The 15,251-nt window shown below is 71.7% G+C and carries 15 protein-coding genes; 3 read left to right on the forward strand and 12 right to left on the reverse strand.

The genetic code is table 11. The features are described from left to right. Window positions 1-128 precede the first annotated feature (128 nt). The gene (locus tag ACNAYW_RS16895; protein WP_415850823.1) at window positions 129-3,308 is read left to right on the forward strand and encodes an arabinosyltransferase domain-containing protein; all 3,180 of its coding nucleotides are present in this window, start codon (window positions 129-131) and stop codon (window positions 3,306-3,308) included. Here the strand turns inward: ACNAYW_RS16895 and ACNAYW_RS16900 are convergent, their stop codons facing one another. From ACNAYW_RS16900 to pgsA, 8 genes are all read right to left on the reverse strand, one after another. After that, window positions 3,309-3,500 (reverse strand): DUF3046 domain-containing protein, encoded by a 192-nt coding sequence (locus ACNAYW_RS16900; RefSeq protein WP_415850824.1) that lies wholly within the window; start codon window positions 3,498-3,500, stop codon window positions 3,309-3,311. Window positions 3,501-3,509: 9 nt separating this feature from the next. Then, window positions 3,510-4,652: a glycosyltransferase gene (locus tag ACNAYW_RS16905; protein ID WP_415850825.1), complete on the reverse strand. Its 1,143-nt coding sequence runs from the start codon at window positions 4,650-4,652 to the stop codon at window positions 3,510-3,512. A gap of 58 nt (window positions 4,653-4,710) precedes the next feature. After that, window positions 4,711-4,881, reverse strand: a complete 171-nt coding sequence (locus ACNAYW_RS16910) for a hypothetical protein (RefSeq protein WP_415850826.1) — start codon at window positions 4,879-4,881, stop codon at window positions 4,711-4,713. Window positions 4,882-5,006: 125 nt separating this feature from the next. Continuing rightward, window positions 5,007-5,876, reverse strand: a complete 870-nt coding sequence (gene pspM / locus ACNAYW_RS16915; RefSeq protein ID WP_415850827.1) for a phage shock envelope stress response protein PspM — start codon at window positions 5,874-5,876, stop codon at window positions 5,007-5,009. 14 nt (window positions 5,877-5,890) lie between these two features. Beyond that, on the reverse strand, window positions 5,891-6,706 hold the full coding sequence (locus ACNAYW_RS16920; protein WP_415850828.1) for a PspA/IM30 family protein: 816 nt from the start codon (window positions 6,704-6,706) through the stop codon (window positions 5,891-5,893). 165 nt (window positions 6,707-6,871) lie between these two features. Further along, window positions 6,872-7,147, reverse strand: coding sequence for a helix-turn-helix domain-containing protein (locus ACNAYW_RS16925; RefSeq protein WP_415850829.1), 276 nt, complete (start codon window positions 7,145-7,147; stop codon window positions 6,872-6,874). Between the two features lie 28 nt (window positions 7,148-7,175). Further along, complete coding sequence (locus ACNAYW_RS16930) at window positions 7,176-7,679, reverse strand: CinA family protein (RefSeq protein WP_415850830.1); 504 nt, start codon at window positions 7,677-7,679, stop codon at window positions 7,176-7,178. Further along, window positions 7,666-8,244: a CDP-diacylglycerol--glycerol-3-phosphate 3-phosphatidyltransferase gene (gene pgsA, locus ACNAYW_RS16935; protein WP_415850831.1), complete on the reverse strand. Its 579-nt coding sequence runs from the start codon at window positions 8,242-8,244 to the stop codon at window positions 7,666-7,668. Before pgsA ends, ACNAYW_RS16930 begins: the two co-directional genes overlap by 14 nt. Window positions 8,245-8,300: 56 nt before the next feature. On the opposite strand from pgsA, the gene ACNAYW_RS16940 reads away from it, so the two are divergent. Beyond that, a complete protein-coding gene (locus ACNAYW_RS16940; protein ID WP_415850832.1) occupies window positions 8,301-8,807 on the forward strand; it encodes an amino-acid N-acetyltransferase in 507 nt (168 codons plus the stop codon). Between the two features lie 110 nt (window positions 8,808-8,917). Beyond that, window positions 8,918-9,646 (forward strand): putative protein N(5)-glutamine methyltransferase, encoded by a 729-nt coding sequence (locus ACNAYW_RS16945; protein ID WP_415850833.1) that lies wholly within the window; start codon window positions 8,918-8,920, stop codon window positions 9,644-9,646. Window positions 9,647-9,721: 75 nt separating this feature from the next. Here the strand turns inward: ACNAYW_RS16945 and ACNAYW_RS16950 are convergent, their stop codons facing one another. The 4 genes from ACNAYW_RS16950 to ACNAYW_RS16965 all read right to left on the reverse strand — a co-directional run bounded on the left by ACNAYW_RS16950 (window position 9,722) and on the right by ACNAYW_RS16965 (window position 15,215). Next, window positions 9,722-10,585, reverse strand: coding sequence for a DUF559 domain-containing protein (locus ACNAYW_RS16950; protein WP_415850834.1), 864 nt, complete (start codon window positions 10,583-10,585; stop codon window positions 9,722-9,724). Between the two features lie 125 nt (window positions 10,586-10,710). Next, complete coding sequence (locus ACNAYW_RS16955) at window positions 10,711-11,742, reverse strand: TerC family protein (RefSeq protein WP_415850835.1); 1,032 nt, start codon at window positions 11,740-11,742, stop codon at window positions 10,711-10,713. A 141-nt stretch (window positions 11,743-11,883) separates the two neighbouring features. Next, a complete protein-coding gene (locus ACNAYW_RS16960) occupies window positions 11,884-14,523 on the reverse strand; it encodes a DNA translocase FtsK 4TM domain-containing protein (protein ID WP_415850836.1) in 2,640 nt (879 codons plus the stop codon). Window positions 14,524-14,597: 74 nt separating this feature from the next. Further along, window positions 14,598-15,215 carry a TIGR03085 family metal-binding protein gene (locus ACNAYW_RS16965; RefSeq protein WP_415850837.1) on the reverse strand — a complete coding sequence of 206 codons (618 nt, stop codon included), beginning with the start codon at window positions 15,213-15,215 and terminating at the stop codon, window positions 14,598-14,600. Window positions 15,216-15,251: the final 36 nt, after the last annotated feature.

Here is a 15,251-nt window from a genome sequence, read left to right on the forward strand (position 1 = left end):
CGGAACCGGGCGCGGGCTGTGTCGGTGGTCACAGCATAGCTGCCGGGACGGCGTATTTCACACCCGTCTCGGACGACTCGCCGCGCGCCGACCGGACCCGTCGCGCCGGGCCGATACCCTGACTGATCGTGAACCTCCGAATCGCCCGGATCGCCGCCGTCGTCGCCGGCCTGATCGGCCTGGTGCTCGCGATCGCGACGCCCCTGCTGCCGATCCAGCAGACCGCCGTCACGATCGACTGGCCGCAGTCCGGATCGCTCGCACCGGTCACCGCGCCGCTCACGATGTACAAGCCGCTGGAGGTCGACGCGACGATCCCCTGCGCGGTCGCCGCGGCGGCACCGTCGGACAAGCAGACGGTGCTCGCGGCCACCACGCCCCCGGCCGCCGGGGACCGCGCGCGCACGGCCGGCCTGTACGTCACCGTCGACGGCGAGGCGCTCACGGTCCGCTCCCGCGGCGCGCTCGTGCACACCGTGCCCCGCGCGGATCTGGCCCGCTGCGGCGAGCTGCGGATCGCGGTCGACGCCGACCACGCCTTCGCGGCCGCGACGGGCATCTCGGGCCAGGGCGACGTGCGTCGCGATCTGCGGCCCCAGGTGGTCGGCGTGTTCTCCGACCTGCCCGCGGACCTGCAGGGCCCGACGCCGACGATGACGATCGACGTCGACTCCCGCTACACCTCCTCCCCGTCGGTGCTCAAGGGCGCCGCGATCCTCATCGGCACGGCCTGCGTGCTCGTCTCGCTGCTCGCGCTGGCCCTGCTCGACCGCGCCGACGGGCGCCGCCGGGGCCGGCTCGTCCCCCGCAGCTGGCGGCAGGTGCGCCTCGCCGATGCGGCCGTGATCGGCAGCCTGCTGGCCTGGCACATCGTCGGGGCGCCGACGTCGGACGACGGCTACATCCTGGGGATGATCAAGGCCGCACCGCACTCCGGGTACATGCCCGAGGTGTTCCGGTACTACGACGCGCCCTACGCACCCTTCGGCATGCCCTTCTACGTGGTCTCCTGGATGGCGGACCTCAGTGTGTCGAGCCCCTGGCTGCGACTGCCCGCGCTGCTCTCCGGGATCCTGGCCTGGTTCCTGCTCTCCCGCGAGGTGCTGCCCCGGTTGGGCCTGAGCAAGCGCCGGGCGCCGCGCGACCACTCGCGCGCGCTGTGGGCGATGGCGGCGGTCTTCACGCTGTTCTGGCTCACCTACAACCCCGGCCTGCGCCCGGAGCCGATCGTCGCGGTCGGCACCGTCGTGACCTGGTGCCTGGTCGAACGGTCCATCGCCACGCGCCGGCTCGCCCCCGCGGGCGTCGGCCTCGTCGTGGCCGGCCTCACCCTCTCCGCGGCCCCGACGGGCAGCTTCGCCTTCGTGGTCTTCCTCGTCGCGGCCGCGCCCCTGTGGCGGGCCGTGGTGGCGCACGTGCGGGCGAACGGGTACGCCGCGACGCTGCTCACCCTGAGCGCCGCGGGCGCGTCGGTGCTCTTCCTCGTCTTCGCCGATCACGGCCTCGTCGAGATGCTCCAGTCCACGAAGCTGCTCGGCGACGTCGGGCCGAGCGAGCCCTGGCACCGCGAGATCATCCGGTACGAGGCCCTGTTCCAGCAGAATCCCAACGGTTCCGTGGCCCGACGGTTCGCGATGCTCGCCCTGTTCCTGGGCTCCGCGATCGTGGCGACGCTGCTGCTGTGGCGGCGCCGCATCCCCGGCATCGCGACGGGGCCCGCGCGCCGCGTCGTGGCCGCCATCGGCGTCTCGCTACTGGTCATGGCCTTCAACCCCACCAAGTGGACGCACCACTTCGGCGCCTTCGCGACGCTGGGCGCGATGGTCGCCGCCATCGCGGTGGTCGCCGTCGGCCCGCGGACGATCCGGCGCCCCCAGTTCCGGCTCCTGGCCCTCGCGGCGGTCGCCGGCTGCGCGACGCTGGCCTTCGAGACCACGAACGGCTGGTTCTACCCGGGCAACTTCGGCATCCCCTGGGGCGGCGCCGATCCGTCCGTCGCCGGCGTGAAGATCGCGACCGTCTTCGGCGCGGCCACCGTCGTGCTGCTCGCCGCGTCGCTCGTGGTGCACGTGACCGGGTGGGCACCCCGGGTCCCGGGGCTCGGCGGTCCGGCGGGCGGGCGCCAGGAAAACGATCGGGGAAGGTTCCGCCTGCCGGGGTTCGCGACGCCCATCACCCTGGTCGCGACGCTCATCATCGCGATGATCGGCGCCACCAACGTCGCGTCGATCATGATCCAGCGGCCCGCCTACTCCTACGGCCAGCAGAACCTGCGCTCGCTCGCGGGCGACCCGTGCGGCATGGCCGACGAGGTCCTCGTCGAGCGCGACGCCACCGCGGGCGTGCTCGCCCCGATCGGCACCGCACCCGACCCGTTGGTCGGCGAGCTGAACGCGAACTTCACGCCGAACGGCATCGCCGGCAGCCTCAGCTCGAGCTCGCGCGGCGCCGCCGACCTGGTGCGCACCGGCGACGCCGACAACACCCCGTCGAACACGGGCGGCACCGGCGGCGGCACCCTCGCCGCGCCCGGCGTCAACGGCTCGACCGCGGCCCTGCCCTTCGGGCTCGACCCCGCGCGCGTGCCGATGGTCGGTAGCCGACAGACCGGTCCGCAGCATTCCGCGCGGGCGATCTCGAGCTGGTACGCGCTGCCCGCGGGCGGGATCGACCGGTTGCTGACGATCAGCGTCGCCGGCCGCTTCGGCCCCGGCGACCTGCAACTCGAGTTCGGCACCGGCCAGGGCACGATCACCCCGAACGGGGCGGTCACGCCCATCGACATCGGCCCGGCTCCGGCGTGGCGCAACCTCCGCGTCCCGGCGGAGACGGTGCCCGCGGGCGCGACCGCCGTGCGGGTGCGCGCGACGATCACGGCGCCGTCGGAGAGCACGTGGGTGGCGTACACGCCCCCGCGCGCGCCGAAGCTGGAGACGCTGCAGGAGCTGCTGGGCGACGACCCGACGCTGGTCGATTGGGGCGCCGGGATCGGCTTCCCGTGCCAGCGGCAGTGGCGGGAGAACGGCGGCGTGGCGGAGCAGCCGAAGTGGCGGATCCTGCCCGAGCGCGATCTGGCGGCCGCGGCGACCACCACATGGCAGGGCGGCGACGCCGGCGGGCCGCTGGGGTGGGCGCTGCTCCTCGCCACGGCGCAGACCGTCCCGACCTACCTGAACCACGACTGGGGCCGGGAGTGGGGTGCGCTCGAGCGGTACGTCCCCTACGTCGACGCGCCCGCGGCGCAGCTGGGCCGGACCGAGGTCACGCGGACCGGGCTGTGGTCGCCGGGCCCGACGCCGCAGGAGTGACTACCAGCGGGACCTCGGCACATCGAATTCCGCACAGAGCGCCCGCCACACGTCCCGCGGGTCGACGCCGGACTCGATGGCCTGATCACCGGTGACGCCGAAGTCGCCGAGCCGGTGATCGCGCATCAGGGTGTCGCCGCGGAGCGTGCCGAACTCGGCGTAGAGCAGTTCGCGGAAGTCGGTGAGGCGCACCGCACCAGGTTACCGATAGGCCTCGCACACCAGCACGGGGTCCGCGACGCGGTGGGCCCCGGCGGCGGCGGACCGGGCGGCGCGGGCGTACGACGGCTCGTCGAGCACGCGGCGCACGCCGGCGCGGATCGCGTCGGCGGTCGCGGGCCGGACGAGCACGCCGCTCCCCTGCCGCACGACGCGATTGGCGAGTTCCCACTGGTCGCCGCCGCCGGGGACGACGACGACCGGCTTTCCGGCGGTGAGCGCCTTGGTGAGCATGCCGTGTCCACCGCCGCAGACCACGGCGTCGGCCTGCGCGACGAGGTCGTCCTGCCGGCCGAAACCGCTGGCGACCCAGGGCTCGTCGAAGGCGGGCGGATTCAGACCGCTCACCGCGAGCCGCACGCCGGCGCCGCGCAGCCCGTCGACGGCCACTTCGGCGAGGTTCTGCTCCCCCGTCGCCGCGGTCGACGGCGCCACCATGACGAGCGGGCCGGCACCGTCGGGAACGGGGCACGGATCGTCGGTCGGCTCCAGGGTCAGTGGTCCGACGAGGTGCGTCCGCGAGGGCCAGTCGGGGCGCGGTACTTCGAGGGCGGGGATGGTGGCGACGAGCCGCCCAGCGGGCCCTCCGTCGCGCGGCGGGAGCCCGATGCCGGCGCGGGCGGTCTCGCGCTGGCGTCGGCCGTTCGCGATGTCGCGGGCGGTGAAGGCGCGGAGCACCGCGTCGCGCAGCAGTTCCCGCGGCGTCTCCGCGGGCGCGAGGCCGGATCCGATGGGCGGGAGGCCCTTCGACGGAAGGTAGAGGGGATGCGGGCTGAGCTCCAGCCAGGGCACGCCGAGCAGTTCCGCCGCCATCCCGCCGCCGGGGGTGAGGATGTCGGCGACGACGAGGTCGACGTGGAGGGCCTCGATGTCGGGCAGCACGCGGGTCGCGATGTAGGCGGCGCGGCCGTGGATCTTGGCTCCCGCATCGCCGTCGTCGTCGCCGGGCCGGGCGGCCAGTCCCGGCAGTTCGCGGGTGTCGACGGCGTAGCGGGCGCCGACGTCGCGCCACTGCCGGCCGGTGAAGACGACGGGCTCGTGACCCGCGCCGATCAGACGGAGCGCAAGGGCGAGGCCGGGCAGTGCATGCCCGGCCTCGGAACCCGCGACGATCGCAACGCGCACCCGCACTCCTTCGTGAGCCGTCGGCGCGCCCGCGGGGAGCGCGCGCGGGTCGGCCCCGCTAGAACGTGCTCGGGGTCTTCTTCCCCGAACCCAGCCACTTGACCACCGTGACGATACCGATCACGACGAGCGCGATGACGGCGAGCGGGAACAGGGACTTGATGATCGCCGAGGCCACCATCAGGGCGAGCCAGATGACGACGATGGCGCCGAGGATCTTCCAGAACATTGCGATGCACCTTTCGGGGAGTGTGGGGTGAGTCCTTCGCCTTCCATACTGCCCCCGCGGGAGCGTGGAAGTCACGCTCTGAGCTGCGGTTTCAGGGAGATTTGGGGGTTAACCCCGAGAGCGGATCACCAGGTACGGGGATCCGGCACGGGCGGCAGCGCCGCGATGCCGTACGCCCAGGCGCGCAGCCGCTCGGCGGTCTCCTGCAATCGCGGCGTCGCGGTGCTGAGCTCGTCGAACCGGGCGGGCGAGCCGAGCGATCGGCGGGCGGCGGCCACCGTCGTGGCGGCGGACCGGACCATCTCGCGATAGGCGGCGACACCCTCGTCGAGGCTGTCGAGCCCCTCCTCGAAGGTCTCGCGCAGGTACGCGGCGGACCCTCCGCCCCCGGCGACCACCCGCTCGAGATCGACGAGCTGTTCGGAGTAGGAGATGATCGCGTCCGCCGAGGTCTCGGCGTCGTCGTCGAGCTCGCTGAGGGCGTCCGGCGGGAGGGCCCCCGAGCGCGTGAGCACCGACATCAGCGCGAGGAACTCCTGCTCGGCGTCGGCGAGGGCGCGCACCGGTTCGTGCAGCGCGGAGGACCGGGCCGGGACGGCGCGGCGGGCGTAGGTGCGGGGCGGCGGCGGGGTGCGGCGCAGCCGCCGCAGTTTGCGCACGGCGTACCCGGCCGGGACGGCGACGAGGGCGGTCACGGCGGTGGCGGTGCCGCCGACGACGGGAGCCGCCGCGGCGAAGCCGCCCACCGCGACGACCGCGGACGTGGACGTGGTGGCGGCCCAGCTGTTGACGGTGTAGCGGGCCTGTCTGATCGACCGTTGGTGCGCGACCTTCGGGTCCCGGCGACGCGCTGCTTTGTCGCGCGCCTCATCGGCGGCGCGGGCGGCGGTCTCCATGGCGCTCGACGCGGCGCTGATCGCGGAGGCGGCCATCCGACCGGCAGAGGCCGCCACCGCCGAGAAGTCGGTGCGGTGACGGCCTCGCTGGTCGGTCATGGTTCCTCGTGTTCTCAGGGCTTCTGCAGGCCCGGATTCGGAGCCTGCTGCGGGGTCTGCGGCGCGGGTGCCGCCTGCGGAGCCGCGGGCGCGCCCGTGATCTGGCCACTGGCCTGCATCGACGCCCGGATCTGCTCGAGCCGCGAGTGGCCCGCCATCTGGACGGTGGCCTGCTGGACCTCGGCCATCCGGCCCTGCACGGAGTTCTGCGCGAGCTCGGTGGAGCCGAGGGCGTTGGCGTAGCGGCGCTCGATCTTCTCGCGCACCTCGTCGAGGTTCGGGGTGTTGCCCGGCGCGGAGAGCTGGCCCATCTGGTTGAGCGACGCCGAGACCTGCTCCTGCATCTTGGCCTGCTCCAGCTGGCTGAGCAGCTTGGTGCGCTCGGCCAACTTGGTCTGCAGCTGCAGGGCGTTCTGCTCGACGGCACGCTTGGCCTGGCCGGCGGCCTGCAGGGACTGGTCGTGCAGCCCCTTGAGGTCCTCGACGCTCTGCTCCGCGGTCACCAGCTGCGCGGCGAAGGCCTCGGCGGCGTTGGTGTACTCGGTGGACTTGGCGACGTCACCGGCGGCGGTCGCCTGGTCGGCGAGCTGCACGGCCTGGCGGGTGTTGGCCGAGAGCTTCTCGACCTCTGCCAGCTGGCGGTTCAGCTTCATCTCGAGCTGGCGCTGGTTGCCGATGACGGCCGCCGCCTGCTGCGAGAGCGCCTGGTGCTGGCGCTGCGCGTCCTCGATCGCCTGCTGGATCTGCACCTTCGGATCGGCGTTCTCGTCGATCTTCGAATTGAACAGCGCCATCAGGTAGCGCCACCCCTTGACGAACGGGTTAGCCATCGTCAGTTCTCCTCCGCCTCGATACGTCCATCGCCGGATCCGCGCCCGGCCGCCCGGCGACCGCCGGACTCGTGCTTACCAATCTATCGGGAAAGGACCCCGTTGCGCCGCCCTGGTCCGCGGGTTCGGGGAAATCCCCGAATCCGCGGATCACTCGTCTCAGGGTCAGGCCGCGGCGAGTGCCGGCGCGGGGATCACCACGGTGGGGATCGGGCGCATCGACACGCTGGCCTGGGCCACGACATCGGCGACATCGATGGCGAGCGCGCCACAGATCGCGGCCAGCAACTCGCTGGACGCCTCCTTCTGGCCGCGCTCGACCTCCGACAGGTAGCCGAGGCTGACCTGCGCGGCCGAGGACACGTCCCGCAGCGTGCGACTCTGGCGCACCCGGGTCTTCCGCAGGTTCTCGCCGATCGCCTCGCGAAGCAGTAGAGCCATGCTCACCTCCGTCTTGGTATCTGTCCAGTCAACGCGGGGCGGGCCCGGATGGTTCCCGATTCGCCGAAACCCGCGCGGCGAGCTCCCGCAGGGCCGCCCGAACCGCGCCGCGCCGGACGGTGGCACGGTCACCGTCGAGCCGCAGCGTGCTCACCGTCGTGCCCGACGGGCCGGATATCCCCATGTGGACGGTGCCGACGGGCACGCCGTCCTGTTCCGTGGGCCCGGCGACGCCGGTGAGTCCGACGCCCCAGTCCGCGCCGCAGCGCGTCCGCGCGCCCCGGGCGAGGGCCCGCGCGGTGTCCGGGTGGACGGGGCCGTTGCGCTCCAACTCGCCCGGCGGGACGCCGGCCAGGCTCGCTTTGAGGTCGGTGGCGTACACGATGAGCCCGCCGCGCAGCACGGCGCTGGCACCGGGGACGTCGGCGACGGTGGCGGCGAACAGGCCGGCGGTCAGCGATTCGGCGGACGCGACGGTCTCGCCGCGCTCGACGAGGGCGGCGACGAGGCGCGCGGCGTCATCGGCGGCCACGCCACCAGCTGAGCAGGTAGTCGACGCCGGTGGCGACGGTGACGACGACGGCCGCACCCATCATGATCTGGCTGGGCAGATCCATCCATGCGGGCAGAGGCATGAGGTACAGGCCGATCGCCAGCGTCTGCAGCAGGGTCTTGAGCTTGCCGCCGCGGCTCGCGGGGATCACGCCGTCGCGGATCACGGCGAACCGGAAGGCGGTGATGCCGAACTCGCGGGCCAGGATCACCAGCGTGACCCACCACGGCAGCTCCCCCAACACGGACAGGCCGACGAAGGCCGCACCGGTGAGCGCCTTATCGGCGATCGGGTCCATGAGCTTGCCGAAATCGGTGATCAGCCCGTACCTGCGGGCGATCTGGCCGTCGACCCGATCGGTGATCATGGCGACCGCGAAGATCGCGAAGGCGATCCAGCGCCACGTGGTCGACTGACCGCCGTCGACGAACAGCGCCGCGAGGAAGACCGGAACGAGTACGATCCGGAGCACCGTCAACCCGTTCGCGACGTTGACGTTCGAGACAGGTGTGCTCGCGGGCTGCACGCCGTCCGTTGCACTCACGCCGATCAGCCTATCGGTACGCGGAATCAGCGGCTCTGCGCGCTACAGTTTCGACCGTGAAGACCGACCACGACGATGTGCTGCGCCGCGCCCGGACCTCCGACGTCGCCGCGATCAAGCGCCTCATCGACGTCTACGCGGGGAAGATCCTGCTGGAGAAGAACTTGGTCACCCTGTACGAATCGGTACAGGAGTTCTGGGTGTACGAGGTGGACGGCGTGATCGTGGGATGCGGAGCCCTGCACGTGCTGTGGTCGGACCTCGGCGAGATCCGCACGCTCGCGGTCGATCCCGCGGTCAAGGGCCACGGGATCGGGCACAAGATGGTCGCCCGCCTGCTCGACGAGGCGCGCTCGCTGGAACTGCGCCGGGTGTTCGTCCTGACCTTCGAGACCGACTTCTTCGGCCGGCACGGCTTCGAGGAGATCGACGGGACGCCCGTGAGCGCCGAGGTCTACAACGAGTTGTGCCGCAGCTACGACGAGGGCGTCGCCGAGTTCCTCGACCTCTCATACGTCAAGCCCAACACCTTGGGCAACACCCGCATGCTGGTCACCCTCTAGGGACTTTCCGGAATTCACCTGATCGGACGGCGATTCACGCACCGTGAATCAGACCGAACCGGGGTGCTGTGAGTGTGGTGAATCACGCCCAACCATGATTGACTCCTCCGGTGAATGTGATCGGTGAGCTGCGGGCGGCCGGATGCGCCTTCGCCGAACGCGAGGCCGAGCTGCTGGCGGAGGCGGCGTCGGGCGCCGACCTGGAGGCCCTCGTCCGGCGACGATGCGCGGGCGAGCCCCTGGAGCACCTGCTCGGCTGGGTGGAGTTCCGCGGCCGCCGGTTGATCGTCGGCCCCGGCGTCTTCGTCCCCCGCCGCCGCACCGAGCTGCTGTCCGAACTGGCCGATGGCACCGGTGTCCTCGTCGAGCTCTGCTGCGGCGCCGGCCCGATCGCGGCGACCGCCGCGTCCGCCAAGACCTACGCCGCCGACATCGACCGCACCGCCGCCGAGTACGCCGCGCGGAACGCCCCGACGGCGACGGTCCTCGTCGGCGATCTGTTCGGCCCGCTCCCCACGGCGCTGCGGGGCACCGTCGACGTGATCGCCGCGAACGCCCCCTACGTGCCCACCGCGGCGATCCGGACCATGCCGACGGAGGCCCGCGACAACGAGCCGCACCGGGCGCTCGACGGCGGGCCGGACGGCCTGACCCTGCACCGCCGGATCGCGATCGACGCGCCGCGCTGGCTGCGCCCCGGCGGCCGGGTGCTCATCGAGACCGGACGCCAGCAGGCGACCTACACGGTGGCCGCGCTGCGCGCGGTCGGCCTCGACACGTACATCGAGATCGACGACGAGCGACAGGCCACCGTGGCCGTCGGCGTCACACCGTCCTGACGCGCGCGTCCCGGCACCTCGCCCTGGCGCCGTGTCCCGTCGCCGCGTCGAGAACACCGCGTCAGGAACACCGCGTCAGGACACCGCAGCCCGCCGGTCGCTGAGCACCGCGACCACCGACTCCACGACCGCCACGGGTTCGTTCACCACGTCGTGCCAGGTGAAGGAGAGGATCGTCATTCCGAGCCGGGCGAGGGCGTTCCGCTTGTCGTGGTCGGCCTGGAAGCGCACCGCGTCCTTGTGGAAGGCCCAGCCGTCGACCTCGACGACGAGCTTCTCCCGCGGCCACGCGAAGTCCGCGCGGTACCGCCCGATGACGAGCTGAGCGACCCATCCGGAGATCCCCTCGGCCGTCATGAGTGCGGCGAATCGGCGTTCCGCTACGGACTCCGTGTCCGCCTCGACCACCTCGACGATCCGCCGGGCCTCGGCCATCCCGCGCCGACCCGCGTTCCGATCGAGGGCCGCGCGGAGGCCCGATACCGTGACGCCGTCCGACTGCAGCGATCGGTCCAGCAGCGTGGTGGCGTCCCGGCGGAGCGGTGCGGAGTCGAAGAGGCTCAGCGGCAGCCTGGTCACCGGCACTCCCCGGACCACCTCGATATCGGCGGGCAGCAGGTCCCGGCGGTGCACGTCTAGCGGGGCGAGGTAGCGCGGTGCACGGTGGTGCGTACGGGGCACCGAGACCGTCGTCGGCAGCGGCGGCACGTCGATCACGCCGTGCCAGAACAGGGCCGTCTCCGCGTCGGCCGTCCCACCTGTGAGGGCGACGGCGCCGCGGATCCGGGCGGCATCGGTGAAATGGTGCGCCGACGAGAGGTAGACGCCGCGCCCCAGCCGCTCCCACTCGCCGCGGCGCAGCCGCCCGTCCACCTGGCGCGGCGACAACCCGCACGCCCTGGCCTGCGCGATTGTGATCACCCCGTCGTTGTCGGCCACGACGCGGCTGATATCCCTCGACTCCCCCATACCCCTTGGACGCATGGGAGACCGACGAGGTTCCGCCGATACGGCTGTGCACCGTTGACCACCTCTGAGGTGGTCAACGGTGCACGATGCGCGAGCTACTTCTCGCCGGAGTCCGAGGGCACGTCCGACGACGCCTGCTCCCGGGCACCGTCGCGCTTGGACTTGACCAGCGAGGCGATGGTGGTGATCGCCAGGACGCCCAGGATGACCGACAGGGACAGCCCGGTGGAGATCTCCGGCACCGCGACGTGCTCGCCGCCGTTGATGAAGGGCAGCGTGTTCTCGTGCAGCGCGTGCAGCACCAGCTTCACGCCGATGAAGCCGAGCACGATCGACAGGCCGTAGGACAGGTACACCAGGCGGTCGAGCAGGCCGCCGATGAGGAAGTACAGCTGGCGCAGGCCCATCAGCGCGAAGGCGTTCGCCATGAACACCAGGTAGGGCTCCTGGGTCAGGCCGTAGATCGCGGGGATCGAGTCGAGCGCGAAGAGCACGTCGGTGAAGCCGATGACCACCAGCGCGAGCAGCAGCGGGGTGGCGACCTTCTTGCCGTCGACCTTGGTGATCAGCTTGTCGCCGTCGTAGGTCTCGGTGGTGGGGACGATCTTCTTGAACAGCGCGGCGACGCGGCCCTCGCGCTCCTTCTCGTCCTCGACCGGCCCTTCGGGCGACGACGCCTCCTTGACCAGCTTGATCGCGGTGTAGAGCAGGAACGCGCCGAAGATGTAGAACACCCACGAGTACGCGGAGATCGCGGCCGCGCCGACGGCGATGAAGCCGGCGCGCATCACCAGCGCCATCACGATGCCGATGAGCAGCACCTTCTGCTGGTAGATCCGGGGCACCGCGAACTTCGCCATGATGATGACGAAGACGAAGAGGTTGTCGACCGACAGCGCCTTCTCGGTGACGAAGCCGGCGAAGAACTCGCCGCCGTACTGCGGCCCCGACACGGCCCACACGCCGATCCCGAACAGGATCGCGATGCCGATGTACACCGCCGACCAGAAGCCGGATTCCTTCAGCGAGGGCTCGTGCGGCGTGCGCACATGACTGAAGAAGTCGAAGACGAAGAGTCCGAGGACAACCAGGATCGAGACGATCCAGACGAGCGCAGAAACCTGCATTGCATACACCTCCGGTACAGATCCGGAGGTCTCTCCCGACCCGAACTGCGGGTCCGGCGCGCCCGGGTGGATATCGATCCACCGTGCTGACGTTCACGCCGCGAGCGGGATACTCCCCTCACACATGCACACAGGACTGTATCAGAAGTCCGGTTCGTCCGCTTCCTGAGCGACATCGCCGCCGCCGCGCAGCACCACCATCAGGCCGGGCAGCTCGTCGGGGGTGACCAGCACGTCGCGCGCCTTGGACCCCTCCGACGGCCCGACGATGTCGCGCGACTCCATGAGGTCCATCAGGCGGCCGGCCTTGGCGAAGCCGACGCGCAGCTTGCGCTGCAGCATCGACGTGGAGCCGAACTGCGAGGACACCACCAGCTCGACGGCCTGCAGGAAGACGTCCAGGTCGTCGCCGATGTCGGGGTCGACGTCCTTCTTCTCGACCTTGGTCTCGGTGACGCCGTTGGCGTACTCCGGCTCGGCCTGGTTGCGCACGAAGTCGACGACGGAGGTGATCTCCTCGTCGGTGATGAACGCGCCCTGCATACGGGTCGACTTGCCGCCCATCGGCAGGAACAACGCGTCGCCCATGCCGATCAGCTTCTCGGCGCCGGGCTGGTCGAGGATGACCCGCGAGTCCGTCAGCGAGCTCGTCGCGAACGCGAGGCGCGAGGGCACGTTGGTCTTGATCAGGCCGGTGACCACGTCGACCGACGGGCGCTGCGTCGCGAGCACCAGGTGGATGCCGGCGGCACGGGCCTTCTGGGTGATCCGGACGATCGCCTCCTCGACGTCGCGCGGGGCGGTCATCATGAGGTCGGCGAGCTCGTCGACGATGGCGACGATGTACGGGTACGGCCGGTAGACGCGCTCGCTGCCCAGCGGCGTGGTGATCTCGCCCGAGCGCACCTTCCGGTTGAAGTCGTCGATGTGGCGCACGCGCGAGGCCTGCATGTCCTTGTACCGCTGCTCCATCTCCTCCACGAGCCAGGCGAGCGCGGCGGCGGCCTTCTTCGGGTCGGTGATGATGGGCGTGATGAGGTGCGGGATGCCCTCGTAGGGCGTCAGCTCGACCATCTTCGGGTCGATGAGGATCATCCGCACCTCGTCGGGCGTGGCGCGGGCGAGCAGCGAGACGAGCATCGAGTTCACGAAGCTCGACTTGCCGGAGCCCGTCGAACCGGCGACCAGCAGGTGGGGCATCTTGGCGAGGTTGGCGTTGACCATCTCGCCCTCGATGTCCTTACCCAGGCCGATGACCAGCGGATGCGTGTCCTTGCGGGTGTTGTCCGCGGCCAGCACGTCGGCCAGGCGCACCATTTCGCGGTCGGTGTTCGGCACCTCGATGCCCACGGCGGACTTGCCGGGGATCGGCGCCAGGAGGCGGACGTTGTCCGTCGCCACCGCGTAGGAGATGTTGCGGTGCAGCTGGGTGACCTTCTCGACCTTGACGCCGGGCCCGAGCTCGAGCTCGTACCGCGTGACCGTCGGGCCGCGGGTGTAGCCGGTGACGGCCGCGTCGATCTTGAACTGCTCCATCACGCCGCTGATCGCGTCGATCATGGCATCGTTGGCGCTGGTCCCCGCCTTGGCCGGCTCGCCCTCGATGAGCAGGTCGGCGGGCGGCAGGAGGTAGTCCTCGCTGTCGATGGTCCGTGCGACGGTGAACTCGGTCGCCTTGGGCGCGGGGGGCGGCGTGTGGTCCTTGACCACGGCGGCGCGGCGCGGCTTGGGCGCCGGAGGCACCTCGACGGTCGGCTCGTCCGACGGTGCCGGCTCGGGCGTGATCGGCGCGGTCACCTGGTCCGACGGTGCCGGCTCGTCCTCCTCGACGGCCTTGCGGCGGCGACTGCTGCGCTTGGGCGGCTCGGGATCTGCCGGGTAGTTGTCGTACGGGTCGCCGTACGGGGTCAGCGCGCGGGTCGCGGTGTCGCCGCGGCCGGAGTCGAAGGCCGCGAAGGGCGAGTCGAGGTCCTCGTCGTCGAGAGGCTCCTCGTCGCCGTACTGCTCCTTCATGTCGACACCGAAGTAGTACTTGAGCCGGTCAATGATCTCGCGCACGGTCATCCCGCTCACCAGGAGCAGGCCGAACAGCGCGACCAGGACGAGCAGCGGCACCGAGATCCACGCGGTGAAGCCGTCGGTCAGCGGCCCGCCGACGACGTACCCGAGGTAGCCGCCGGCAGCGGCGCGGTCGTCGAAGCTCGACGGTCCGCCGGACGCGATGTGCAGCAGGCCCAGGAAGGGCAGCACGATGAGCGCGGCGCCGACGCGATGCCGCACGTGTGCAGCCGGGTTGTCGGGGCGGCGCATCATGATCACGCCGAGGGCGATGGCCAGCGGCGGGACGAGCACGGCGAACCAGCCCACCACGGCGCGGACGCCCGTCGAGAAGAAGGAGCCCACGGGCCCGCCGGCGTCGAAGTACACGGCTGCGCCGAGGATGATCGCGACGGCGAACAGGACGAGCGCGAGCCCGTCCCGCGAATGGGTCGGCTTGGGCGCGGCCGCCTCGCCGGTCGCGGGCTCGGCCCCCTCAGCCCGGCTACCCGTGCGGACGGCGCCGCCGACGCCCTTGGCCAGCAGCTTCCATCCGGCCCCGAGGCCGCGCGCCACTCCCCCACCGGCACCCGAGGCGGCCTTGGGAGCCGCGGCGCCCTGCTTACCGCGGGAGCGCGGGGCGGCCTGGCGGCTGCGCGTCGGGCTCGCGGCGCGGCTGGTGCGCGCGCCCCCGGAGCGGGAGTTCGCGGACCCGCGCGCGCGGGTGGTGGTCTTCGATGCCATGGGGGCAGTCTATCGACAACAACCCCATCCGTATCAAGTGCCACACTTGTAACAGCAGGACCGGCGGCGGGTCGTCAGAGCGAGCGCACCACCGACCCGAGGAGGTCGATGTCGCCGTCGGCGCCCTCGAACGTGACCAGCGCCTCGTCGCGGCCGAACGCCCACATCGCCACCTCGCCGATCGCGCCGATCACCGCCACTTCGGGCCCCCGCCCGGCGGTGGCCACGGTCCCCTCCTCGGTCGTGAGGCTGATGCGCAACGGAGCGCCCCGCATCGTCAGGCGCGCGATCCGCGCGACCACGTCGCGCAGGCCGCGTTCGACCCGCTTGTCCAGGAGTCGCGGCGTCCACCCGGGCGCGGCCCGCCGGATGTCCTCCGTGTGGATGAAGTACTCGCCGAGGTTCGCCTGCTCGTCCACCAGGCGCAGGGGCGAGAGCCGCGGCGGACCACCGGCGACGGTGTCGAGCAGTTCGTCGAACGAGCGGGCGGCGATGCCCGCCTGCACTCGCTCGGTGTACCCGGCGAGCGGCCGGACGAGGATGCCCGCCATCGCGTCGGGGCGCCCCTCCCGCAGGACGAGGTGCGCGAGTAGCTCACGGACGGTCCACTCGCCACACAGCGTGGGCGCGTCGGGTCCGGCGGCGCGCGCCGCGTCGACGAGGGCGGCGCGTTCACTCCGAGCAGGCTTCACACGAGCCACCCTAGTCCCGTTCGCCGGGATGCCGCA

This window comes from Tsukamurella ocularis, from assembly GCF_965138335.1.
Taxonomy (GTDB): domain Bacteria; phylum Actinomycetota; class Actinomycetes; order Mycobacteriales; family Mycobacteriaceae; genus Tsukamurella; species Tsukamurella ocularis_A.